General features: G+C 74.8%; 16 protein-coding genes. 1 reads left to right on the forward strand and 15 read right to left on the reverse strand.

The genetic code is table 11. From position 1 onward, the window contains the following. Positions 1-22: 22 nt before the first annotated feature. Positions 23-3,385 (reverse strand): FtsX-like permease family protein, encoded by a 3,363-nt coding sequence (locus tag HCN08_RS01050; protein WP_167980878.1) that lies wholly within the window; start codon positions 3,383-3,385, stop codon positions 23-25. Positions 3,386-3,633: 248 nt separating this feature from the next. After that, on the reverse strand, positions 3,634-4,038 hold the full coding sequence (locus HCN08_RS01055; RefSeq protein WP_167980879.1) for a globin: 405 nt from the start codon (positions 4,036-4,038) through the stop codon (positions 3,634-3,636). Positions 4,039-4,258: 220 nt separating this feature from the next. Between HCN08_RS01055 and HCN08_RS01060 the strand changes: the two genes are divergently transcribed. Then, complete coding sequence (locus HCN08_RS01060) at positions 4,259-5,179, forward strand: methyltransferase domain-containing protein (RefSeq protein ID WP_167980880.1); 921 nt, start codon at positions 4,259-4,261, stop codon at positions 5,177-5,179. A 13-nt stretch (positions 5,180-5,192) separates the two neighbouring features. Here HCN08_RS01060 and HCN08_RS01065 read toward each other — a convergent pair whose 3' ends face one another. From HCN08_RS01065 to HCN08_RS01125, 13 genes are all read right to left on the reverse strand, one after another. Continuing rightward, entirely contained in the window at positions 5,193-6,215 is a 1,023-nt protein-coding gene (locus HCN08_RS01065) for an FHA domain-containing protein (RefSeq protein ID WP_167980881.1), read from the reverse strand. An 87-nt stretch (positions 6,216-6,302) separates the two neighbouring features. Further along, a complete protein-coding gene (locus HCN08_RS01070) occupies positions 6,303-7,655 on the reverse strand; it encodes a vWA domain-containing protein (RefSeq protein ID WP_167980882.1) in 1,353 nt (450 codons plus the stop codon). Positions 7,656-7,734: 79 nt separating this feature from the next. Next, positions 7,735-9,111, reverse strand: coding sequence for a protein phosphatase 2C domain-containing protein (locus HCN08_RS01075; protein WP_167980883.1), 1,377 nt, complete (start codon positions 9,109-9,111; stop codon positions 7,735-7,737). Positions 9,112-9,115: 4 nt separating this feature from the next. Beyond that, on the reverse strand, positions 9,116-11,914 hold the full coding sequence (locus tag HCN08_RS01080; RefSeq protein ID WP_167980884.1) for a serine/threonine-protein kinase: 2,799 nt from the start codon (positions 11,912-11,914) through the stop codon (positions 9,116-9,118). A gap of 176 nt (positions 11,915-12,090) precedes the next feature. After that, positions 12,091-13,380 carry a hypothetical protein gene (locus HCN08_RS01085; protein ID WP_167981219.1) on the reverse strand — a complete coding sequence of 430 codons (1,290 nt, stop codon included), beginning with the start codon at positions 13,378-13,380 and terminating at the stop codon, positions 12,091-12,093. Between the two features lie 28 nt (positions 13,381-13,408). Further along, the gene (locus HCN08_RS01090) at positions 13,409-14,329 is read right to left on the reverse strand and encodes a glutamate ABC transporter substrate-binding protein (protein WP_167981220.1); all 921 of its coding nucleotides are present in this window, start codon (positions 14,327-14,329) and stop codon (positions 13,409-13,411) included. 68 nt (positions 14,330-14,397) lie between these two features. Then, positions 14,398-15,849, reverse strand: a complete 1,452-nt coding sequence (locus HCN08_RS01095) for a hypothetical protein (RefSeq protein ID WP_322974163.1) — start codon at positions 15,847-15,849, stop codon at positions 14,398-14,400. 343 nt (positions 15,850-16,192) lie between these two features. Continuing rightward, positions 16,193-17,176 (reverse strand): N-acetylglucosamine kinase, encoded by a 984-nt coding sequence (locus HCN08_RS01100; RefSeq protein ID WP_167981222.1) that lies wholly within the window; start codon positions 17,174-17,176, stop codon positions 16,193-16,195. An 83-nt stretch (positions 17,177-17,259) separates the two neighbouring features. Then, positions 17,260-18,528, reverse strand: a complete 1,269-nt coding sequence (locus HCN08_RS01105; protein WP_167980885.1) for a 6-phospho-beta-glucosidase — start codon at positions 18,526-18,528, stop codon at positions 17,260-17,262. Further along, complete coding sequence (locus tag HCN08_RS01110) at positions 18,525-19,430, reverse strand: carbohydrate ABC transporter permease (RefSeq protein WP_167980886.1); 906 nt, start codon at positions 19,428-19,430, stop codon at positions 18,525-18,527. The genes HCN08_RS01105 and HCN08_RS01110 overlap by 4 nt, the downstream gene beginning before the upstream one ends. A gap of 91 nt (positions 19,431-19,521) precedes the next feature. Further along, positions 19,522-20,475, reverse strand: a complete 954-nt coding sequence (locus tag HCN08_RS01115; RefSeq protein WP_167980887.1) for a carbohydrate ABC transporter permease — start codon at positions 20,473-20,475, stop codon at positions 19,522-19,524. Beyond that, a complete protein-coding gene (locus HCN08_RS01120; RefSeq protein ID WP_167980888.1) occupies positions 20,475-21,806 on the reverse strand; it encodes an ABC transporter substrate-binding protein in 1,332 nt (443 codons plus the stop codon). The genes HCN08_RS01115 and HCN08_RS01120 overlap by 1 nt, the downstream gene beginning before the upstream one ends. 147 nt (positions 21,807-21,953) lie before the next feature. Continuing rightward, positions 21,954-23,180, reverse strand: a complete 1,227-nt coding sequence (locus tag HCN08_RS01125) for an ROK family transcriptional regulator (protein ID WP_167980889.1) — start codon at positions 23,178-23,180, stop codon at positions 21,954-21,956. Positions 23,181-23,277 lie beyond the last annotated feature (97 nt).

Raw genomic sequence — 23,277 nt, forward strand, 5'->3', positions numbered from 1 at the left:
GCCGGGGGGAGGGAGCGGCATGTCAGTCCTCCGGCTGGTGGCGAAGGGAGGTGGCCGGGTTGCCGCGGCGGGCGGCGGTGGCGGCGAGGACGGCGACCGGGGCGGCCAGGAGGGCGGCGAGGAGCTCGGCGAGGCGGGTCGGGGGGAGCTCGACGACCAGCGGTGGCACCGGGCGGGCGGCCTGGCCGGTCAGCACGATCAGCGGCGTGATCAGGCGGGTCAGGAACGCGCCGAGGGCGAGGCCCACCGCGAGGGAGACCAGCACCAGCAGGGCCTGCTCGGCGGCGAGCATCCGGGCCAGTTGCCGGCGCGGCGCGCCCAGCGCCCGCAGCACCGCGAACTCGCCGCGCCGCTCGCGTGCCGCCCCCGCCGCGCCGACGGCGAAGCCCACCGCCGCCAGCACCGCCGCCGCGACGACCGCCGCGGGCAGCGCGGACTGCGGGCCCGCGCCGAGCGGGTCGGCCCGCAGGTCGGCCGCGGTCCGCGCGCGGTCCAGGACGGTGTCGACGTCGTCCCGGGCCCGCAGCGCGGCGGCGGTACGGGCCGCGGCGCCGGGCCGGGCGGCCAGCCACCACTCGGTGGGCTGCACCGGCAGCGCCGCGGCGGCGGTCAGCACCTGGTCGACCGCCTGCAGGTCCAGCAGCAGCGCCGCGCCCGAGCCCGCCGGACCCGCCGCGGAACCCGCCGCCGCGCCCGGGTCCGTAGCACCCGAGCCCGTCGAGGAGGACGCCGGGCCCGGCAGGGAGGACGCCGTGCCCGGCAGGGCGCGCACCGCCGAGGTGATCCGTACCGGCGAGGTGACGTTGCCGATCTGCACCTGCACGGTGTCGCCCACCTTCGCGCCCACCGCCCGCAGGTAGTCGTCCGTGGCGACCGCCGCGAGCTGCGGCGGGGCGGGCGTCGCGGCCCCGACCCGTACCGTCGCGCCGCTCTGCTGGAAGGCGTCGGTGTCGGCGGAAAAGGTCCCCGTGCGGTAGGAGAAGGACAGCAGCGCCCCGCCCCCGGCGCGGACGGCCTCGGCGGAGGGGCGGACGGCGCCCTGGAGGCCGCCGAGCGAGGTGTCGTCGAAGTCGGCGGCGCCCTGCCAGCGCGACCCGGCCGGCGCGCTCAGCGCCCGTACGGTGCCGTCCGGGCCGGTCACGCGCGCCGCGGAGAGGGTGAGCGTACGGTCCTGCGCGCCGGCCGGCACGGTGTAGGAGGACTCGAAGCGCACCACCCGCAGCGGCCCCGCCGGGGCACCCTTGCCTGCCGCAGTGGCCAGGTCGAGGGTGAGGGTGTGCGGGCGGCCGTCCGGCGGCAGCTCGCCGAGCGAGAAGTCGTACGGCACGCCCTCCGCGTCCACGACGACCGCGCTGACGTGATCCGGCTCGTCGCCCGCGCCCCGCCGCGCGCCGGAGGAGTCCGCGGCGGTCAGCGTCGCGGTGAAGTCCACCCGCCGGGCCGCCGCGTCGAGCGTGATGCCCTGCCGGTCGGGTGCGGTCCGCAGCGGCTCCAGCAGCTGCGCGAGCGAGCGCCCGCCGCTCAGGTCGGACCGCAGCAGCATCGCCTGCGACGCCTTCTCGGTGTCGATGACCAGCGCGTCCGCGGTCTTCCCATCGGGCAGGACCAGCGTCTCGCGCCCGGCGGGCGCGGCCGTCGCGAGCCCGGGCACGGCGGCGAAGATGCCCGCCTGGCCGAAGGGCGGCGTCGTCATGCCCGTCACCCGCAGGTCCGCGCCGACCGCGAAATCCGCCTGGTCGCGCTGCGAGCGGTCCCAGCTCGCGCCCTGCCCGATCGCGAACATGCCCATCGCGACCGCCAGCACCAGCAGCAGCGCCACCCCGGAGCCGCGCCGCGGCCGGCGCGACAGCTGCCACCCGGCGAGCGCGAGCGCCAGCCCCCTGCCGCGCGCGGCCCGCCGCTCGCCGAGCCGGGCCAGCGGCGGCAGCAGCCGCAGCACCAGCACCGTGCCGGCCAGCAGGCACAGCGCGGGCGCCGCGACCAGCACCGGGTCGATGCCGAGCCCGCCGGACCGGTCGGCGCTCAGCGCCCCACCGCCGGAGGCCCGGCGCTGCAACTGCCAGTACGCGACGCCCGCGACGACCAGCAGCGCCACGTCCGCCCCCGCCTGGAGCACCCCGGGCAACCCCGCGCGCCGCCCCGGCCGGGACCCGGCGGTGGGCCGCAGCGCGGGCAGCACCACCGCGAGCGCGCACGCCAGCGCCGCCGCCCCGGCCACCAGCCACGCCCCGCCCGCGCCCGTGCCGCCCAGCGTCACGCCGGTACGGGCCATCGCGCCGGTCCCCGCCAGCAGCCGGGTGACGGGCCCGGCGAGCAGCGGCGCGACGACCGCCGCCGGCAGCGCGAGCAGCAGCGCCTCCCCGGCGGCGAGCCGGGCCACCCGGCCGCGCGAGCCGCCGCGGGCCCGCAGCAGCGCGGTCTCGCCGGCCCGCTCCTCCGCGAGCAGTTGCGCCACCAGCAGCAGCGCGAAGCCCGCGAGGATGACGAGCTGGAGGGCGCCGATGAGCAGCGTGGAGCGGGTCACGAGCAGGCTGCGGCGCAGGCCCTCCAGCAGGTCGGGTAGGCCGGTGCTGGTCTGGGCGGAGCCGAGCGAGGCGGTGGCGTCCTTCACCGCGGCCTCCAGCGCGCCGATCCGGGCGGTGGAGGCGCCGCCGAAGTCCGCGGTGGCCTGCCAGGACGCCTCGTCGGCCGCGACCCGCCCGGAGGTGAAGGTGCCGGGCGCGGCGAGCAGCGGCCCGTAGGTGGTGAAGGCCAGCGTGTGGATGCCGCGCCCGCCGAGCGGGTCGAGCTGCCAGTACGGCGAGCCCGGGTCGGCCGGCCGGTAGACGCCGGTGACGGTGACCTGGAGCGGCGGCCCGCCGAGCCGGTCGCCGAGGGTGAGCTGCCGCCCCGCGGCCAGGTGCAGGGCGCGCGCGACGGCGTCCGGCACCGCGACCTCGACGGTGCCCGCGCCCTTGGCGGCCGGGCGCGGCCAGTTCCCGGCGGTGAGCGTGAGCCGCGCCCGGTCGAAGGTGGCCAGCAGCGTGAGGTCGGGGTCGGCGGATTTCGGTACGCCCGCGGGCCGCAGCGCGAACGGCAGCGCGTACGGCCCCGAGCGGGTGCTGGCGGTGACATGCGTGGGCAGCCCGTCGAAGGCGCCGCCGAGCGTGCCGCGGACGCTGCGGTCGAGCGCCGCCGCGTCCTTGCCGGTCAGCGACGCCTTGACGTTCACGGTGGAGCGGTCGGCGGCCTGGTGCTGGAGGGTGCGGCGTACGGCGGCGTCGCCGATCGCGCCGGTGTACGCGGCGAGCGCGGCCAGTACGCAGGTCGTCAGCAGCACGGTGAGCAGGGCGGCGGCCAGCAGCAACCGGTGCGCGCGGACGCGCAGCAGTACGAAACCGGTCACGCGTGCGCCCCCCATCCGTTGCTGATCGGATGCTCTCAACGAGAGGGGGCCGGACGAAACATGTCGCGGATGGTCGGAATGCGATCGTGACCGACCGCCGAACGGACGCGGGGCCGGACCCGGCTGCGGAACCGCCGGGTCCGGCGGCAAGCGGAACCCGCAGTTCAGGGCCCTGCGAGGGCCCAGCGGCGACCCTGCGGGGGCCCCGCGAGGGCAGCGAGGGTCAGCTCACGGGCCGCCTCGCCGGGTCAGCCCGGGGTGTTGACCATGGAGGCCGCGGCATAGACCAGGTAATCCCACAACTGCCGCTCGTGCTCGGGCGCGAGCCCCAGATCGTCGACCGCCGCCCGCATGTGCCGCAGCCACGCGTCGTGCGCGGCCCGGTCGACCTGGAAGGGCGCGTGCCGCATCCGCAGCCGCGGGTGGCCGCGCTCGTCGCTGTACGTCCGCGGGCCGCCCCAGTACTGGATCAGGAACAGCCGCAGCCGCTCCTCGGCGGGCCCCAGGTCCTCCTCCGGATACATCGCCCGCAGGTCCGGGTCGCCCGCGACGCCCTCGTAGAAGCGGTGCACCAGCCGGCGGAAGGTCTCCTCGCCGCCGACCTGCTCGTAGAACGTCTGCTGCTCGACGCTGCCGCGCGGGATGTCAGTCACCCCTCCATGGTCGCAGACGCCCCGGACGAGGACTCGGGGCGTAGGCCCTTGCCGGGCGGGCACGAAGCGGGCGCGAAACCGGCGGGGAGCCGGCCCGGCGCTGGACGGGTAGCCGGCCCGGAGCCGGCGGGGCTCAGGCGCGAAGAGGGCGGCGCCGCCCGGCCGTCCGGCGCGCACGCGGACCCGCCGCGTACCCCGGTCGCGGAGGCAGGATGGAAGCATGGCCGGGCAGGTGGAGGACGTGGAGGACCCGCGGGTGCGGGCCGCCGGGGCCGCGCTGCGGCACCGCATGGTGCGCCGTATCGTCGCGGGCGGCGGGCTCGCCGACCCCGCGTGGCGGTCCGCCTTCGAGGAGGTCCCGCGGCATCTGTTCGTGCCCGAATACCGCCGGGGCGCGTGCGGCGAGGGCCGCTACCGCGCCGACGACCCGGACCTGCGGCGCCGGCTGGCGTGGGTGGCCGGCGTGTACGCCGACGAGCCGATCGCCACCCACCTCGCCGGCGGTGAGCCGGTCTCCGCCGGCAGCCAGCCCTCCCTCATGGCGCTGATGTGCGAGGCCCTGGACATCCGCCCCGGCCACCGGGTCCTGGAGATCGGCACCGGCACCGGCTACAACGCGGCGCTGATCGCGCACCGGCTCGCCGGCAGCGGCGCGGTCACCACCGTCGACCTGGACGCGGCGATCACCGGGCCCGCCCGCGCGCACCTGGCCGCGTACGGCACGCCGGAGGCGCTGGCGGTGGAGGTGGTGACGGGCGACGGGGCGTTCGGCCACCCGCCGGGCGCGCCGTACGACCGGGTGATGGCGACATGCGAGCTGCCGGCGGTGCCGCCGGCCTGGCTGGAGCAGTGCGGGGCCGGCGCGCTGATCCTCGCGCCGCTCGCGTCCGGGCTCGTGCTGCTCACGGTGCTGGGGCCGCGCCGGGCGGAGGGCCGCTTCCTGGCCACGCCCGCGTATTTCGTGCCCCTGCGCGGCGCGGGCGCCGGGACCGCGCCGCCCGAGCTGGGCGCCGAGCCGTCCCCGGCGGGCCGGCCGGCCCGTACCCGCTACGGCCTGAGCGTGGACGGCGACCGCCAGTGGATCTGGCTCGACACCCCAGGCGGCCCCGTCACCCGGCCACTCCCACCGGCCCGGACCTGACCCCGGGCAGGGCTCACACCCGCCGCAGGGTGATCGTCGTCCACGCCCCCACGTGCACCCGGTCGCCCTCGGCCAGCGGGATCGGCGTGTACGCCGGGATCGGGTCCTCCGCGAGGTTGACGGTCGTGCCGTTCGTCGAGTCCTGGTCCACCACCGACCACGAGCCGTCCGGCTGCTGCACGAGCACCGCGTGCTTGTGGGAGACGCCCGGGTCCTCCGGGGCGCGGGACAGGTCGATGTCGGGCGCCTCGCCCGTGCTGTGCCGCTGCCGGCCGATCGTGACCTGGTTGCCGGTCAGCGGCAGTTGCAGCTCGGGGGAGTACGCGGGGAAGTACAGGCCGCCGGCCTCGGGGCCGCTGCGGGCCATCATCGCCGTGAAGTATTCGCGGTCCGCGGCGATCACCGCGAGCCAGCCGCCCCCGGTGCCGCCGCCCGCGCCCGGCCCGGACGGCACGACGGTCGGCGAGGTGGCGGCGGGCACGCCCGGCGCGACGGTCGGCGAGCTCGGCGGGTCGAGCAGGAAGTCGCCCGAGCCCGAGGTCACCGTGACCGACTCCGAGGGCAGCGGCTCGGCGGGCCGGTTGACGCGCGAGGGCCGCGACAGCTGCGAGTCGTAGCGCTGGTACGGGGGTCGCTCCGGCGCCGCCGGCGGCACCGGCCCCGCACCGACGGGCCCCTGCCCCGGCACCCCGGGCACCCCGGGCGGCGCCCCCGGCGCCACCCCGTGCGGCGACGGCGGCACGAACGTCGTCGCCGAGTGCGTCTGGAAGTTGTACCGGCACTCCTCGCAGAAGGGCGCGTTCCCCTCCCGCGGCGTCCCGCACGCCGGGCACAGCTGCACCGGCCCCGCCGGGCCCGACCCGGCCGGGTCGTGGCCGAAGGACGGGCGCGGCGAGACCGGCGGCGTCGAGGAGGACGACGCCGCCGACGACGGCGGACGCGACCCGTACGAACCGGCGGGCGGCGACCCCATCCGCATGCCGCAGGAATCGCACCAGTCGGTGGCGGCGGACTCGTGGCCGTTAGGACAAAGCATCGTGCCGACTCCCCCTCCGCCTTCCGGGGCGGATCCACAGGTTGTGCGCGAAGCTGCGGGATGCCGTCCCGGGGCCTCCCGCGTGCGCTATTTCTTCACCTGAACGGTCTTCGTCGACCGTGTGTCCAGGGTCATCTCGTCGGCCTCGGCGACGCGGGCCTTCAGCCGCACAGTACCGCTCGCCGCGTCGACCACGTCCACCACCTTCGCCAGCAGCTTGGCCGTGTCCTCGTTGCCCGAGGCGCTGGCCAGCTGCACCGCGCGGCCGAGCTTGGCCGTGGCGCCGTCCATGTCGCCGGCCTTGCGGGCCTCCAGGCCCTGCTGGATGACCTGCGCCAGCTCCGCCTGGCCGGTGTAGTGCGCGACCTGCGCGTTGATCCGGGTGGACATCGCCATGTCGTCGGTCCACACCGCCCGCACCAGGCCCTGGCCGAGCACCTGCGCGGTGCCGTCCGGCTGCGGCAGCACCAGCGACACGCGCGCGGCCAGCATCTCCTGGCCTATCTGCGCGCTCGGCACCCGGACGCACACGTGGTAGTCGCGCGACTCGTCGCCCCACGACCCGGTCGGGTAGTCGCCGGCCCGCGGGCCGGCCTCGACGCGGCGGGCGGTGATGTCCTCCACCGTCGGCGCGACCTGCTTGACGAAGGCGATCTCCGAGCCCAGCGGCGTCCACAGCCGCAGCTGGACGTCGGCGACCTCCTTGCCCATCGTCTTCTCCATCATCGACTGGAAGTCCGCGGCCAGGCCGGCCGGGTCCGCGACGATGTCGACCGAGCCGAGCATCGCCGAGGCGATCCCGGTCAGCTCCTTGACCTCCCAGTCCGTCCCGACGCCGCGCGCGTCGCACGTGAAGCGGCCGGCGCAGGAGTCCAGCGCGGACTGCAGCTCCTCGGGCTTCTCGTGCTCGTTGCGCCCGTCGGTCAGCAGGATGCCGTGGCGTATCGGGGCGTCACCCGACGACAGCAGCTTGTCGGCGAGCCGCAGCCAGGTGCCGATCGCGGTGCCGCCGCCCGCCGACAGCCGGCGCAGCGCCTGCTTGGCCTGCGCGCGGGTGCCAGGATCGGCCACCGCGAGGCCGCCGTTGGCCGGGTAGACCTCGCGCGCCACATGCGTGCCGGCCACGACCGCGAAGGACACCCCGTCGCGTATGGCGTCGATCGCGACGGCCGTGGCGTCCCGCGCGTTGCGCATCTTCGTCGGCGGATACTCCATCGAGCCCGAGCAGTCCACCATGATGACCACCGCCGCGGCCGGCGCGGCGGCGCTGCCCGCGGGGCCGGGGCCGGGGCCGGGCAGCGGGTGGCCGCCGGTCGTGCCGCCGCCGGTCGAGGTGACCGTGACCACGGCGTTGACCTCCCGGCCGCCGTCCGGCAGGAATTCGTTCTGGTAGACGTCGACGGTGAACTGCGGCACGTTCGGCTTCGAAAGAATCGCCATCGTTTCCTCGTAACTCCTCAAGGCCCTCAAAGGCCCGTTCAGCCCCGCCCAGCCCGCCGGAAAACCCGGGAAACCGGAACTACGCGGGTGGGAATCCTGCCCGTGACACGGTCGCCGGGAACGGCAGCACCGCGACCGTTACGTTGTCGTGGCCGCCGCCGTCCAGTGCCACACCCAGCAGGGTGCGGGCGCTGTGCAGCGGGCGGCTGCGGGCGTCGGGCGGCACGGCCTGCGCCATCTCCGCGGCCGACTCCGCGTAGTTCCACAGCCCGTCGGTGCACACCACGACCACCCCGGGGCCCTCCGGCTGGAAGGCCGCCACATGCGGGTCGACCTCCACGGCGTCCGCGCCGAGCCAGCCGGTGATGGCGTGCGCGCGGTGGTCGGCGTACGCCTCGGCCTCCGACATCAGGCCCGCCGAGACCATCCGGGCCGCCCACGAGTCGTCCTCGGTGAGCCGCGCGGCCGGCAGCGTACGGTCGTCGGGGATCCAGTACGCGCGGCTGTCGCCGATCCAGCCCACCGTGAAGACCGGGCCGGTCACGACGGCGCTTACGCACGTGCAGGCCGGCGCGTTGTGCCGCGGCGGGGCGCCGGGCGGCTCCTTCTCCTCGGCCAGCGCCGTGACCGCGTCGAAGGCCGACATCAGGGCGGTACGCATCGCGTCCTCGGCCGCCGTGCCGTGCTCCAGGGCGCCGAGCAGCGCGTCCCGGCCGGCCGCGCAGGCGGCGGCGGAGGCGTCGTCGGGGCGGTGCGCGGTCGAGACGCCGTCGCAGACCACGGCGGCGACCGCCGGGGTGCCGTCGGGCAGCGAGGCGGTGGCGACGGCGAAGGCGTCCTCGTTGCGATGGTGCCGCAGACCCCGGTCGCTGACCGCCGCGACGCCCTCCAACTCCTGCTCCTGGTGGTCGCGTTGCCGCGGCTGGGCGTGGCCGCAGTGCTCGCAGTAGCCGTCGTCGTCCACGCCGCCGAGGCCGCACGCCACGCACACCGGGCCCTCCGGCGCGGGCGCCTCCTCGCGCGGGTCGGACAGCCGGGCGCCGGGCAGCGCGACGCCGAAGGCCAGCGTGTCGTCGTCCCCGGCCGCATTCCCCGCCGCGTCTCTGGGCGCGTCCCCGGGCGCGCCCTTCGCCGCATCCGCCGCCGCGTCCCCGGGCGCCTCCGCGGGCGACTTGGGCGGCGCGAGCACGAAGGAGTCGGTGGCGTGCTCCTCGTCGCCCGCGCTCGCGCCCGCGCCGTTACGTGCCGGGTCCGCGCCGGTGCGCCGCGGGGCGGGCGCGGCGGGGGCCGGCGGCGGGGCCGGGGCAGGCGGGGGCGGGGGCGGCGGCGGGGCGCTCAGGTCGAGGCCGCAGCGCCCGCAGAAGCGGTCGTCCGCGTCCAGCGGATCGGCGCAGTTGGGGCAGACCGCCGGTGCGGGCGACTGCGCCGCCCGCGCCGACTCGGGGAGTGGTGGCATCTGGTTACACCCACGTCCTGGGGCGGAAACGGTTGGCCCGCTCCACCAGTTCGATCCTCGTACCGCCCTGCTGGGCGAGCCTGGCAAGGACCCGGTACGAGCGCTCAAGGCCGAACCGCAGCCCCCGCTCGGTCAGTTCGGCCCCCAGCAGCCCGGCGGAGCCGGACACCGACGACGGTACGCCCGCGGGCGCCGCCGCGCGGTCCCCGACACGGCCGGCCAGCACCCAGTCCAGCGCGCTGCCCAGCACCTCGGTGGCCAGCTGCTCGCGCCGGTCGGAGTCCAGGCCCTGCCGTTGCAGCGCCTCCACCTGCGCGCCCGCCGCGTGCAGGTCGGCCAGCAGCGGCTCGTGCGGCGAGCGGTCGCGCAGCCGGGCGCGGATCGCGGCGACCCGCGCGGCGGTGTAGTGGATGGACGACTCCGGCACCGACTCCAGCGCGGCCACCGCGCCGGCCCGGTCGCCGGCGGCCAGCAGCACCCGGGCCAGGCCGAAGGCGGCGCTGACGTAGCTGTGGTCGGTCGTCCACACCAGGCGGTAGTACTCGGCGGCGTTGTCGAGCTGCCGCAGCACCTCCGCGCACACCCCGAGCGCCAGCTTCGGCGCGGGCTCGCCCGGGAAGGCGTCGTAGACCGCGTCGAAGCTGAGCGCCGCGGTCTCCTGGTCGCTGGTGCACAGCGCCGTCATGCCGCGGTGCCACACCACCCGCCAGTCGGCGTTGTCGTCGGGGTCGGCGAGCGCGCCGAGCACCTGCCGGGCGCCGCGCGCGTCGCCCAGCTCCAGCCGGGCCCGCACCTCGCGCAGCCGCCGCTCCACCGAGTCGACCGGTGCCGACTGCAGCGCGGCGACCAGCTCGGCGGGTGCGGCGGCCGAAAGGCCGGCCAGGAAGCCCGCGTTGGGGTCGCCCGGGTCCACATGCGGCACCGGCAGCGCCAGGACGGCCGCGGTCGTCTCCAGCCGCGCCACCACCGGCAGCGGCGGCGGCGCCGTCCAGCCCGCCGCGCCCTGCACCGCCGGATACCCGCCGCCGTGGCCGGCCGTGAGCTGCCCGGGGACCGCGCCGGGCGGCAGCTGCTGCCCCGGCACCTGCCCCGGTGCCTGCGCCCCCGCCCCCGCCCCCGTCCCCGTCCCGGCGGCCTTCGCGGCCTTGTCGCGGCGTCTGGACGCCTTCTCCAGCGCCCGGTCGGCGCCCAGCGCGGAGGTGTCGCCGGCCACCGGGCGTACCAGCTCGGTGTCCACCACCCGCAGCTCGGGACCGAACAGCGTGGACAGCGCCGGCCGCTGCACCCCGGTCTCCAGCGCCACGATCTCCCGCAGCACGCCCAGCAGTTGCTCCGACATCTCCTCGGCGGACGCGAAGCGCTTGTCCGGGTCGGGGTCGGTGGCCCGCACCAGCAGCCGGTAGAAGGACTCGTAGCGGGAGAAGACCTCGATGTTCGCCGGGTCCGGCAGGCTGTCGACGTAGACGTTGGTGTAGCCCTGGAAGTCGAACGTCAGCACCGCGAGGGTGCGGGCGACGGTGTAGAGGTCGGAGGCGACCGACGGGCCGACCTCGGCGACCTCGGGCGCCTGGTAGCCGACCGTGCCGTAGATCGCCGACTCGGCGTCGTCCATCCGGCGGACCGCGCCCATGTCGATGAGTTCCAGCCGGTCCTCGGTCTGGATGGCGTTGTCGACCTTGAAGTCGCAGTAGAGCAGGTTGCGGCTGTGCAGATGGCCGAGCGCCTCCAGCGCCTCGATCGCGAACGCGATGGCCTGCGTCACCGGCAGCGGCTCGCGCCTGCCGTCGGGTGTGCGGCGCTCGTTGGCGATCTCCTTGAGGGACTTGCCGCCGACGTACGCCATCACGATGTAGCCGTCGAGGGTGCCGGTGCGCTGGTCCAGGTGCTCGACGAAGTTGTAGATCCGCACGATGTTGGGGTGCTCGATCTCGGCGAGGAAGCGCCGCTCGGAGACGGCCGCGGCCAGCGCGTCCTCGTCGCCGGTGTCCAGCAGGCCCTTGAGCACCACCCAGCGGTCGGAGACCGCGCGGTCCACCGCCAGGTAGATCCAGCCGAGCCCGCCGTGCGCCAGGCACCCCACCACGTGGTACTGCCCGTGCACCACGTCACCGGGGCGCAGCTTGGGCGTGAAGCTGTACGGGTGGCCGCACTTGGTGCAGAAGCCCTCGGTACGGCCCGGGCGGTCGCCGCGGCTGCGGCCCACCGGCGCCCCGCAGTCGCTCTTGCTGCAGTAGCGCTTGCGCTCGGGCACCTCGGGGTCGGCCAGCACCGCCGCCGCGGGGTCGGGGCGCGGCACCGGCGGCACGGTGACCAGGCCCGCGCCGAGCTTGCCGCGGGTCGGCCCGGAGGGGCCCGAGCGGCTGCTGCGCACCGACACCGAGCGGCCGGTGGCCGAGCCCGCCAGGGTCTGCGACAGCCGGCCGGACACCGAGCGCCGGGAGGCGCGCGAGGAGGACCTGGACGACCGCGAGGAGGTCGAGCCGGACGTACGGCCCGAGTCACCGCCGGGGGCGCCCGGGGCGCCCGGGGCGCCCGCGGTGGCCGGGGCGTGCGCCGGGGGCGCGGGGACGCCGGGCGCGGCGGGACCGGGGGTGGCGGAGACCCCGGAGATCGCGGAGACGCCCGGCGCCCCGGCGGGCGCGGCAGGTCCGGCAGGTTGAGCAGGTCCGAAAACCCCGGCGATTCCGGCCCGGGACGCGGGCGGCGCGGCGACCGGCGCGAGCCCGCAGGTGTCGCAGTACAGCTCGCCGCCGCCCACGTCCTCCAAAGTCCCGCCGCAGCCCGGACGTTGGCACTTGCTCACGGTCTCCCCCTCAGCCTTTCCCCTGGTGTGCCCGCAGCCGGCGCGCCCGCCGCGGAGCCTCGGCCCGGCCGCCGGCGGCGGTACCCGCACCCCCTACGACGGCCGTACCCTACGCGCCGGTTGCGAATGCCGAGCCAACTCGAATGGACGCAGGGGAATTCTCCCGCCGCTCCGGGTCACCGGCGGTCCTGCGGCGGACCCTGCGGGCGCTGCGCGCCCGACTCCGCGACGGCGTCCTGGTAGCGGCGCACCGCCCGGTCCGCGGCGGCCAGGTCGCACGGCGCGCTCCACAGCAGCCGCCGCGCCTGGTCGTACCGCTCGATCAGCAGCGGGTCCTCGGCCAGCCCCAGCCGCGCCACCTTCGCGCGGTAGGCGTCCAGCCGGCCGCGCAGCTCGGCCCGTACCGCCAGCGGCGCGGTCACCGCGGTCAGCGACTCCCTGGCCCGCAGCAGCTCGTCGTCGGCGTGCTGCTCCAGGCTGTCCAGCAGCGGCGAGAGCCGGTGCCATTGCGTGGTCCTGGCGAAGTCCTCGGCCGCCGCGAGCTGTTCGTGCAGCGCCGAGGCCGGGCCGCTGACCGCGGGCACGTCGGAGGCGAGGATCTTCGAGAGCACCTCGACGCGGGCGCTGCGCGCCTCGGTGAGGGTGCGGTCGGCGCGCGAGAGGACGTCGCGCAGCCGGGCGAGCCGGTGCTCGGCGTCGTCCCTGACGTGCAGCACCGCCTCGACCTCGCGGCGGATGTCCTCCAGGCGCCGCCCGGCCTGCTCGTAGCGCGAGGTGTCGGGGCGGCCGGGCGGGGGCGTCGCGGCCCAGAAGGACAGCGGGTCGGACACCGCCTGCGCCCGCAGCTCGGTGAGGTCGGCGACCAGCGCCTCCAGGTCGTCGCCGGCCGGGTGGGCGCCGGGCCGTACTCCTATCGAGTGGGCAAGCGAGCGCACCCGCTGGGTCTCCGCGGCCAGTAAATCGATCCTGGCCGGCAGCGCGGACCACACCGAGTCGGCCGCGGCGACGGTCTCCATCGCCTGGTCGTACCAGGCGTTCATCCGGCCCAGGATCTGCTCCAGGCTGAGCCGTTCGGTCAGCCGGGCGGGGCCGGTCAGCGAGCGGGCGTGGTCGGGCAGGGCGGCGCCGGTCACGGTGACGCCCTCGTCGCGCAGCAGCTCGGTCAGCTCGCGCAGCTCGGTCTGCGTCGGCCAGCGGCGCCGGGCGCGCAGCTCGCGGGCGGTGCCCAAGGCGTCGGTGTACGCCTCGAAGTGCGTCCACAGCGCGGTGATCGCGGCATCGGTGGCGGCCCACCGCTCCTTGGTCACGCCGGTCAGCTCGGCGCCCTCCAGCAGCCGGCGGCCCGAGTGGTCCTGGAGCGACAGCAGCGAGGACTCGATCGCCTCGTGCTCGGCGGCGAGCCGCACGAGGGCGCGGTCGACGTCCTCCCGCCCCATCACCGGCCCGGAACGTCCCGCGACCGCCATCACGCCCTCTCTCTCCACCTGCCCCGGCCTACTGGTACAGCGGCGCCGGCGGCTTCATCCCCGGCAGGTGCGGCTGGAGCCAGTGGTTGTACGACGCCGTCCACCTGCCGTCGGTGCGGTAGGCGGCGAGCACCTTGTTGACCCGCCGCACCAGGTCGGTGTCGGCGAGGTTCATGGCCACACCGTACGGCTCCGAGGTGACCGGGTGCCCGGCCAGGTGCACGTTCGGGTCCTGGGCGGCCTGTCCGGCACCGAGCGCGTTGTCGGTGAACACCGCGTCGGCCTCGCGCAGTTGCAGCAGCACCAGGCAGTCGAGCTGGTTGTCCACCGGGACCACCGTGGCTCCGTGCGCGCCCTTCTTGAGCTCGTCGTCGCCGGTGGAACCGGTCGCGGTGCAGACCCTCTTGCCGTTGAGCGAGTCGTCGAAGCCGGTGATCGCCGGGTCGGCGGTGAGTATCTGCTGGCCGGCGGTGAAGTAGGCGGTGGAGAAGGCGACGTCGGCGGCCCGCTCGCAGTTGACGGTCATGGTGCGGACGACCATGTCGACCTTGTGGCTCTTTATCGCGTCGATACGGCCGGCGGTGGGCACGGTCAGATACTGCACCGCGTTCTCGTCGCCGAGGATGTCCTTGGCGATGGCCTTGACGATGTCGATGTCGAAGCCGGCGAAGTCGCCGGTCGCCGGGTCGCGGAAGCCCCACAGGTAGCTGTTCTGGTCGACGCCGACGACGAGCTTGCCGTGCGCCTTGATACGGGCCACGGCGGCGCCGTCGACGCTGCCCTTCGCGGGGTCGAGGCTGCGGACCGGCCCGGTGCACGCGGCGTCGTCCGTCGCGGCGGCGTAGCCGGCCCGGGCGGCGGGGCCGCGGTCCGTCGCGGCGGAGGACGCCGCGTCGTCGCCCAGCGGGACGAGGGTGCCCAGGACGGCCAGCGTGCAGGCCGCCACCATTCCCGCGACCCCGCCCCATCCGCGCCGATGCCGTCTCACCGTCCGTCTCCCTTCCGCCCTCGCCGCCCTCACCGGTACTCCGACAGCCGGCGGCCGATGCCGAACAGCGCGGCCAGCGCGCCGAGCACCGCCAGCACCGCCGCGCCCAGCGGCAGCAGCGTCAGGGCGTCCCGGCCGCTGTTCGCCGCGTCGTTGAACTCCTGCTGCTCGTGGTCGATGGCCTTGCCGAGGCTGTCGTCGACCGCGTCGAAGGAGCTGCCGGTCGTCGCCGACGCCGGCACTGCCTTGCCGCTGCTGTCCTTGCCGCCGATGACCTCGGCGACCGCCGTGGTGTAGTCGCCGTCGTCGTCGCTCTTGCGCTCCGCGGTGTGCCGGGCGCGCCATGTCCGCACGTCGGCGATCGCGTCCTGGACGGGGGCGCGGCCCGCGTCGTTGTCGGCGAGCCGCAGCGCCTGCGCCAGTTCGCCGCCGACGCCCTTGGGGTCCGCGCCGGCCAGCGTCGTCATGCCCTGGTCGTAGCTCTTGATGTACTTGTCGCCCGAGCCGCGGGCCACCAGCGTCAGGTTCTCGTCGCCGCGGGCCTGGAGCACCAGGATGCGGGCGTTGTTGAGCACCTGCACCGAGCGTGCGCCATGGGCCGAGGAGTTCTTCAGCTCCATCCGCGCCACGGTGTGCCCGGCCGCCAGCCACAGCAGCACCACCGCGGAGGCGGCGGTCGCGGCGAGCATGCCGCGGTTGAACACCCGGTTGGTGCGCCGGTAGTGGCGGCGCTGCGCCCACACCAGCACGCCGAGCGCGACCACGCCCAGCGCCCAGGAGGCGTACGGCAGCGCCTTGGCGTGCTCGTAGTCGCTGGCCAGCCGGGCGTTCTCGATCGTGTACAGCTTGTCGGCGGTGTCGAGCAGGCCGCCTTCCTTGCGCATCTGGGTGTTGGCGTAGCGCAGATAGGCGCCGCCGACCGGCAGGCCCACCCGGTTGTCGGCCTGCGCCGTCGCCACCAGCGAGACGTACTGCGGCAGTTGCTTGTTGAGCGCGGCGATCTGGGCGCGGGCCTGCGCGGAGCCGCCACTGGTGGCCGCGGCCTGGGTGATCAGCTTGGTGGCGTTGTCGATGTCGCGCTGGTACTGCTCCGACACGCTCTGGGGCGGCTGGCCGCCGACCAGGAAGCCGCCGGTGACGGTCGCGTCGGCGTCGGCGAGGGAGCGGTGGATCTCGGCGGCGGTCGCGCTGAGCGGCGCGCTGTGCTCGACCACGTTGTCCGCGGCCCGGGCGCGGTTGTCGACCTGCCAGGCGGTGACGGCGCCGAAGGCGATCACCAGCAGCGCGAGGGCGGCGCCGATGATCCGCAGCCGGCCCGGCTCGGTCGTCGCGGCGGCGCGCAGCCGCGCGCTCTGCTCGGCCCAGGCGCTGCGTCCGGCGGGCGTGACGGAGGTGGGCTGCGGCGCGGTGCCGCGCGGCGCGGGGATGCCCGCGCCGGAACGCACGTCGGGGACCTGATGGCCCGTCGGTGTGTGCGTCACGTACCCTCCCCCGAGTCCGGCGTGCCGCGGTCACGGCACGTCACGCTGTAGGCGCCAGTATGGCGGCAGCCCGCGGCATACCTCCAGCGACCGTGTGATCTTGTTCCGGTCACTACCCGCCCCCGACCGAACACACGCGCCCCGTACGGGTTCGGTTCCCGCACCACCCGACTGGCCGCGCCCGCGGCGGTGTTCATCCCGTTTACCTATCAGACGCCACCCGTTCGCCCACCCGCACCCTCCCCGCCACGCACCGGCGCCCGGCCCGTACCGCCCCCGGGGGAGCGGGCGGTACGGGCCGGGCGCGGGGCCGGCGGGCGGGCGCCGGGGCACTGACGCCAGGTCAGGCGTAGTGGGCGCGCAGGGCCGCGTGCGCGGCCGGCGGGGCCGCCACGTGGTCCAGGCCCAGCAGGGCCGCGCCCAGCACCGGCGGGGCGGTCACCACGCGGGTACGCGCCTTGGGCGCCCGGGCGGTGAGCCGCTCGGCGAGGGTGTCCATCAGGTACGGGTTCCGGGCGGCCATCACGCCGCCGCCCAGCACCACGTCGGCCTCCTCGTCGAGCAGGCCGAGCCGGCGCAGCGCCACCACCGCGAGCGCGGTGATCTCGTCGGCCTGCCGGGCCAGGATCGCCCGGGCCACCGGGTCGCCGGCGTCGGAGGTCGCGAACAGCACGGGCGTCAGCTCGTACTTGCGCTCGGCCGGCAGCGTCTCCAGGTGCAGCGCCTCGATGAGCGCGTACATCGACCCCAGGCCGAAGTGCGCCGGCAGCGTACGGGCCAGCTCCGTCGGCTCGCCGCGGCCGTCCTCGGCCCTGGCCGCGTACCACAGCGCCTCGTCGGCCAGGCCCGAACCGCCGCCCCAGTCACCGGAAATCTTGCCGATGGCCGGGAAGCGGGCGGTGCGGCCGTCCGGCAGCATCCCCACGCAGTTGATGCCGGCCCCGCACACCACGGCCACCCCGCGCGGCTCGTCGACGCCCGCGCGCAGGATGGCGAAGGTGTCGTTGGCGACCTGCGTGGTCAGCGCCCAGCCGCGGGCGTGCACGGCCGCCTCCAGGCGCTGCTCCTCCACCGGCAGGTCGGCGTTGGCCAGGCACGCCGAGGTGAACGCGGCCAGCGGGCGTCCGGTGTGCGCGCCGCCCGGGCCGGTGTCGAACCCGGCGTCCGCCGCCGCGCGCGCCACGATCTCGGCGAGCGCGGCGACGGCGGGCCCGACGCCGACCACCGGCGGCTGGAAGCCGCCGCCCCGGGCGGCCCCCAGGACCCGCCCGTCGGCGGCGACCAGGGCCACGTCGGTCTTGCTGTTGCCCGCGTCCACGGCGAGCACCCCGCCGGGCACGAGCGGCTGCGGACGCACCGCCTGCTGCCCCGCGGGGGAGTCCCTGCCGGCCGGCACGTTCCCGGGGAGGTTCACGCCCACGCGAAGTGCTCCCGGTTGTGCGCGATCAGACGGTCGGTCAGCTGCTCGGCGAGGTCGTACTGCCCCACCAGCGGGTGGGAGAGCAGCGCAGTGAAGACCCGGTCCCGGCCGCCGCGCAGGGCGGCCTCCAGCGCCAGGTCCTCGTACGCCGTCACGTTCGCCACCAGCCCGGCGAACAGCGGCTCCAGCGGCGGCACCGGCAGCGGCTGCGCGCCCTCGCCGGTCACCGTCGCCGGCACCTCGACGACCGCGTCGTCCGGCAGGAAGGGCAGCGTGCCGTTGTTGTACGTGTTGACGACCTGGACGTCCCCGCCGGCGGTCGGCCGCAGCAGCGAGGCGGCGAGCGCGACGGCGGCCTCGGAGTAGAAGGCGCCGCCGCGCTTGGCCAGCAGCGCCGGCTTCTCGTCCAGCGCCGGGTCGCCGTACATCTCCAGCAGTTCCTTCTCCATCGCCGCGACCTGCGAGGCCCGCGAGGGGGCGGTGCGCAGCTCGCGCACCACCTCGTCGTGGGCGTAGTAGTACCGCAGGTAGTACGACGGGACGACGCCGAGCCGGTCCAGGACCGGGCGCGGCAGGTGCAGGTCGGCGGCGATGTCGTCGCCGTGCTCGGTGAGCAGCTTGGGCAGGACGTCCTCGCCGCCGGGCCCGCCGACACGCACCGCCCGCTCCCACGTCAGGTGGTTGAGCCCGACGTGGTCCAGGTGCACCTGCTCGGGCGCGACGCCCAGGCGTGCGGCGAAGCGGCGCTGGAAGCCGATCGCCACATTGCACAGCCCCACCGCGCGGTGGCCGGCCTGCAGCAGCGCCCGGGTGACGATGCCGACCGGGTTGGTGAAGTCGATGATCCAGGCGTCCGGCGCCAGCTGCCGTACCTGCTCGGCGATGTCCAGCACCACCGGCACCGTGCGCATCGCCTTGGCCAGGCCGCCCGCGCCGGTGGTCTCCTGCCCGACGCAGCCGCACTCCAGCGGCCAGGTCTCGTCCTGGTTGCGCGCGGCCTGGCCGCCGACCCGCAGTTGCAGCAGCACCGCGTCGGCGCCCTCGACGCCCGCCGCGAGGTCGGAGGTGGTGACGATACGGCCGGGGTGGCCCTGCTTGGCGAAGATGCGCCGGGCGAGCCCGCCGACCAGGTCGAGCCGGTGGCCGTCCGGGTCGACGAGCGTGAGCTCCTCGACGGGCAGGGTGTCGCGCAGCCGCGCGAACCCGTCGATCAACTCCGGGGTGTACGTGGACCCGCCGCCCACGACTGCCAGTTTCATCCCTTGACTCCCGTCAGGGTCACGCCTTCGATGAAGGCCTTTTGCGCGAAGAAGAAGACCACGATCACCGGCGCCATCACGAGAACGGTGGCCGCCATGGTCAGGTTCCAGTTGGTGTGGTGCGCCCCCTTGAAGGACTCCAGGCCGTAACTGAGCGTCCAGGCGGCCGGGTTGGAGCTGGCGTAGATCTGCGGGCCGAAGTAGTCGTTCCAGCAGTAGAAGAACTGGAAGAGCGCGACCGCCGCGATCGCCGGGCGGATCATCGGCACGATGACGGTGACCAGGGTGCGCAGTTCGCCGCAGCCGTCGACCCGGGCCGCCTCGGTGTATTCCTTCGGGATGGTCAGCAGGAACTGCCGCAGCAGGAAGATGGTGAAGGCGTCACCGAAGGCCATCGGGATGATGAGCGGCCACAGGGTGCCGTCCATGCCCAGCTGCTTGGTCCAGAACAGGTACATCGGGATGATGATCACCTGGGGCGGCAGCATCATCGTCGAGATGACCAGCACCATCACCAGATTGCGCCCGCGGAAGCGGAACTTGGCGAGCGCGTACGCCACCGGCAGCGACGACACGACGGTCAGCGCGGTGCCGGCGACGGCGTAGATGAGGGTGTTGCGCCACCAGGTGAGGAAGCCCGGCGCGTCCCACACCGTGCGGAAGTTGGACCACTGCCAGGTGTGCGGCCACAGGTCCCGGGTGAGGGCCTGGTTGTCGGTCATCACCGCGGTGAGGAAGACGAAGACGAACGGCAGCACGAAGAAGGCGGCGGCGGCAAGGCCGAGCGCGTGCACGGCGATCCAGTTCAGCCGCGCCTTGCGGCGTGCGGTGCGCCGGGCCCGTATGTCGGCGGGGTGCTCGGGCGCCTGGGCGGCGGGAGCGGTCAGCGTCGCATGGGTCATCGTTCTCAGTCCTCCCTTTCTGTCGGCCTTCCTTCTCGCTCCCTGCGCGGACGGCCTCGTGCCTCGGCCGGCCACTCCGGGAGTTCGCGCGTCAGTCCTCATGAGCCGACAGGAATCCGTTGCGTCTGCGCATCAGGAGCGCGGTGAAGGCCATCGCCAGCACGAAGAGCACCAGGGCGATGACGCACGCGGAGCCGTAGTCGAAGCGCTGGAAGCCGCGCTCGTAGACCAGTTGGGGCAGCGTCAGGGTCGACTTGTCCGGGTAGCCGGGCTCGAACTGCTGCCCGGAGTTGCCGATGATGCCCGAGGCGACCTTTCCGGCCACCAATGGCTGCGTGTAGTACTGCATGGTCTGGATGACCCCGGTGACCACCGCGAACATCACGATGGGCGAGATGTTCGGCAGCGTCACGTAGCGGAACCGCGCCCATGCGCCGGCGCCGTCCAGCTCGGCGGCCTCGTACTGCTCCCTGGGCACGTCGAGCAGCGCGGCCATGAAGATGACCATCAGGTCGCCGATGCCCCACACCGCGAGGATCGTCAGGGCCGGCTTGGACCAGTGCGGGTCGGTGAACCATCCGGGCGTCGGGATGCCGATGTCGCCGAGGATGTGGTTGACCGGGCCCGTACCGGGGTTGAGCAGGAAGACGAACGCCATGGTCGCGGCGACCGGCGGTGCGAGGTAGGGCAGGTAGAAGGCGGTGCGGAAGAAGCCGGCGCCGGTCTTGATCTTGGTGATGAGCAGGCCGACGCCCAGGCCGAAGACCACCCGCAGCGTCACCATCACGACGACGAGCCACAGCGTATTGCGCAGTGCCGGCCAGAAGAGCGGGTAGTCCTTGAAGACGTATGTCCAGTTCTTCGTGCCGGTCCACGTCGGCGGGTTGACGCCGTTGTAGTGCATGAAGGAGAAGTAGACGGTGGAGACCAGCGGGTAGGCGAAGAAGACGCTGAAACCGATGATCCAGGGGGACAGGAAGGCGAGGTTGCGCAGCGCCGCCTTGCGGCGCCTGGCTCGCAGCAGGGGATGGACGGCGGCGCTCATCACTGGGCCTGCGCGATGTCCTTGTCGACCTGCGTGTCGACGCCCTTGAGCCCTGCCGCCAGGTCCTTGGACTTGCCCGACTCGTAGGCGTAGCCGAAGTCCTGGAGCGTCACCTGGTAGGCGCCGCCGTTGACGCTGGGCGGGGTGGTGGTGCTGTTCGGGTTCTGCGCGATGTCGATGAAGGTCTTGAAGCCCGGGTCCTGGTCGAGCTCGGGCGACTGCAGGGCGGCGAGCGTCGAGGGCACATTGTGGATGGCGTTGGCGAAGGAGACGACCGCGTCGGTGTCGGTGGTCATGAACTTCACCAGTTCCCACGCCGCGTTCTTCTTGGCGCTGGTGTTGGCGATGCCGATGACGGTGCCGCTGAGGTAGCCCTTGCCGTACGTGCCGGCCTGGTCGTCGGGCACTGGGAAGGGGGCCACGGCGAGGTCGTTCATGCCGGCGTCCTTGGCCATGCCGAGCCGCCACTCGCCGTCGATGCCCATGGCGACCTGGCCGGTGTGCAGCGGGTTCTTCGCGCCGAACTCGTCACCGAAGCCGGCGCGGTACTTCTCCAGCTTGGAGAAGCCGCCGAGCGCCTTGACCATGTCCTGCTGCCAGTCGAACATCGCGGCGAAGCCGGGGTCCTTGGCGACCTGCGACTTGCCGTCCGCGTCGAAGTACTTCACGCCCCACTGCGCGGCGAAGTGGCCGGGCGTGGACTCGTATCCGTGGAAGTCCGGCATGAAACCGAGCTGCGAGTAGCTGTCGCCTGAGGACTTGGTGAGCTTGACCGCGTCGGCCTTGAACTCGCTGAGGGTCTTCGGCGGGGCGGTGATGCCGGCCGCGGCGAATTCCTTCTTGTTGTAGTAGAGGCCGTAGGCGTCGCCGAGCAGCGGCAATGTACAGCGCTTGCCCTGGTACTGGGTGTATTCGAGCATCGGCTTGGGGAATGTCGCCGCCGGGTCGATGCCCGACTTCTGCAGGAAGGGCGCGAGGTCGGCGAAGGTGCCCGACGAGCAGAACTGGCCGACGTTGTCGGTGGTGAAGGACGACACCACGTCCGGTGCCTTCGAACCGCCCGCGCGCAGCGCCTGGTTGATCTTGTCGTCGGTGATGTTGCCCTGCACCTTGACGTGGATGTTCGGGTGCGCCTTCTCGAACCGGGCGACGTTGTCGTTGATCGCCTTCAGCTCGTTGGGCGCCGACCAGCCGTGCCAGAAGGTGATGGTCACGTCCTTGCCGGCGTCGTCGTTCGCCGCCGAGGTGCTCTGACCGGTGCACGCGCTCGCGAGCAGGGCTATCGCCGCGCTCGCCGCCGCCGCGGCGGCTGCCTTACGGATACGGGTCACTGCTCTTGCCTTTCGAGGGTGCGAGAGGGGACGAGGGTGTGCGGTGCCGTCGGGACGGCGGGGGTGCCGTTCCGCTGGCGGGTGGGTCGGGGAACCGCGGGTTCGGAGGAGTGCGGTTCCCGGGGTACGGGCGGGGGTTCCGGGGCGTCAGCGGGAGGTGTCGAACACCTCGTCGCGGGTGGTGGCGAGCGCGCTCTCCAGCGCGCCGCTGAGGACGGGGTGCAGGTCGACGGTGCCGAGCACCAGCCGCGGCCGGGGCACGGCCAGCTCGGCCAGCTCCGACTGGATCAGGGCGCGCAGCGGCTCGCCGCCGGCGGTCGCGACGTTGCCGGCCAGCACGATCAGCTCCGGGTCCAGCACGGCCACCATCGAGGCGAGGCCCACGGCCATGCCCGTGGCGCAGCGCGCGAGCAGCTCGCCGTACGGTCCGGGGGCGCCCTGTACGGGCTCCTGGTGGGCCTGCGCGGCCCGGCACAGCACCTGGGTGGCCGCGTCCGGGAGCGGGGCGTCCGGGATCTCCAGACCCAGCTCGCGGGCGTGCCGCAGCACCGCGTTGCAGCCGGCGAGCTCCTGGAAGCCGCCGTTGTTGGCGCGGGTGACGTTGCGGACCAGCGGGGTGCCGGGCACCGGCAGGAAGCCGACCTCGCCGGCGCCGCCGGTCCAGCCGCGGTGCAGCCGGCCGCCGATCATCAGGGCGGCGCCGATGCCCTCCTCGTTCCACAGCAGCACGAAGTCGTCGTGGCCCCGTGCCGCGCCGAGCCGCTGCTCGGCGATCGCGGCGAGGTTCACGTCGTTGTCGTACGCGAGCGGCATCGGCAGGGCCGCGGCCATCTCGTCCAGCAGTGCGGGGGAGTGCCAGCCGGGCAGGTGGCTGGCGTAGCGCAGCCGCCCGGTGCTGGGGTCGAAGGCGCCGGGGGTGCCGATGACCGCGCGGTGCAGGTCCGCGCGGCTGAGCCCGGCGGCCTTGACCGCGCCGTCCAGCGCCCTGACGACCTGCTCGACCGCGCCGCCGGCCCGCCGCCGCGGGGTGGGCAGCCGGAACGAGCCGACGGTGCGGCCGGTGATGTCGGCGACCGCGGCCCTGATCCGCTCGGTGGTCACGTCGAGGCCGGCGACGTAGGCTGCCGCCGGGTTCACCGAGTACAGCTGCGCGTTCGGCCCCGGGCGGCCCGCGGTGGTGCCGGTGGCCAGCACCAGCCCGGCCGCTTCCAGCCGGGCCAGCAGTTGCGAGGCGGTGGGCTTGGACAGCCCCGTGAGCTTGCCGATCCGGGTGCGGGAGAGCGTGCCGTGCTCCAGCAGGAGGTCGAGCGCGGCGCGGTCGTTCATGGCGCGCAATACGCGCGGCGTACCAGGAGTGCCAGCCATGCGCGCCATCCTCCCTCAGTTCACTGTTAGGAAACTTTCCTATTGGCGAACGTCAAGGTAGGCCCGGCGTCGGCGGACCGTCAAGGGATGAGCAGGGGAGTGGGCC

It is taken from the genome of Actinacidiphila epipremni, assembly GCF_012034175.1.
GTDB classification, from domain to species: domain Bacteria; phylum Actinomycetota; class Actinomycetes; order Streptomycetales; family Streptomycetaceae; genus Actinacidiphila; species Actinacidiphila epipremni.

Excerpts from the sequence above, each read along its gene's own strand:
- HCN08_RS01115 (WP_167980887.1), bottom strand. The coding sequence starts at position 20,475 with ATGAGCGCCGCCGTCCATCCCCTGCTGCGAGCCAGGCGCCGCAAGGCG.
- HCN08_RS01110 (WP_167980886.1), bottom strand. The coding sequence starts at position 19,430 with ATGACCCATGCGACGCTGACCGCTCCCGCCGCCCAGGCGCCCGAGCAC.
- HCN08_RS01105 (WP_167980885.1), bottom strand. The coding sequence starts at position 18,528 with ATGAAACTGGCAGTCGTGGGCGGCGGGTCCACGTACACCCCGGAGTTG.
- HCN08_RS01075 (WP_167980883.1), bottom strand. The coding sequence starts at position 9,111 with ATGCCACCACTCCCCGAGTCGGCGCGGGCGGCGCAGTCGCCCGCACCG.
- HCN08_RS01065 (WP_167980881.1), bottom strand. The coding sequence starts at position 6,215 with ATGCTTTGTCCTAACGGCCACGAGTCCGCCGCCACCGACTGGTGCGAT.
- HCN08_RS01125 (WP_167980889.1), bottom strand. The coding sequence starts at position 23,180 with ATGGCGCGCATGGCTGGCACTCCTGGTACGCCGCGCGTATTGCGCGCC.
- HCN08_RS01085 (WP_167981219.1), bottom strand. The coding sequence starts at position 13,380 with ATGGCGGTCGCGGGACGTTCCGGGCCGGTGATGGGGCGGGAGGACGTC.
- HCN08_RS01090 (WP_167981220.1), bottom strand. The coding sequence starts at position 14,329 with ATGGTGGCGGCCTGCACGCTGGCCGTCCTGGGCACCCTCGTCCCGCTG.
- HCN08_RS01070 (WP_167980882.1), bottom strand. The coding sequence starts at position 7,655 with ATGGCGATTCTTTCGAAGCCGAACGTGCCGCAGTTCACCGTCGACGTC.
- HCN08_RS01060 (WP_167980880.1), top strand. The coding sequence starts at position 4,259 with ATGGCCGGGCAGGTGGAGGACGTGGAGGACCCGCGGGTGCGGGCCGCC.